This is a genomic window from Aquitalea sp. FJL05 (assembly GCF_003852595.1).
GTDB classification, from domain to species: Bacteria; Pseudomonadota; Gammaproteobacteria; order Burkholderiales; family Chromobacteriaceae; genus Aquitalea; species Aquitalea aquatilis.
Genome location: NZ_QAJS01000035.1, coordinates 1 through 245, shown reverse-complemented (window position 1 = coordinate 245; position 245 = coordinate 1). Strand labels below are relative to the sequence as shown.

Sequence of the window (245 nt, the reverse complement as noted above, 5' to 3'; positions counted from 1 at the left end):
GGCGCTGGCCGAGGTATTGTCGGCCACGTCCGTGATGGTGGCCGCCACATTCAGCGTGCCACCTTCGGCCGGTGCGGTCGGCGTCAGTACAACTTGGCCAGCACTGATTTCTGCTGCAGTCAGGACATGACCAGCCTGGGCCACGCCATTGATGGTGACGTTCAGCGTGTCACCCACCTTGGCATCGCTCGGCAGGCCGATGTTCACCGTATCGGTGGTCGCACTGCCTTGCTCAGCCTTGTTGA

Annotated in this window: 1 protein-coding gene; it reads right to left on the bottom strand. The window is 62.4% G+C overall.

Features of this window, described 5'->3' with window-relative positions; all coding sequences use genetic code 11:
• A partial coding sequence (locus DBR44_RS19590; RefSeq protein WP_158613692.1) for a hypothetical protein occupies positions 1–245 on the bottom strand: 245 nt, incomplete at both ends.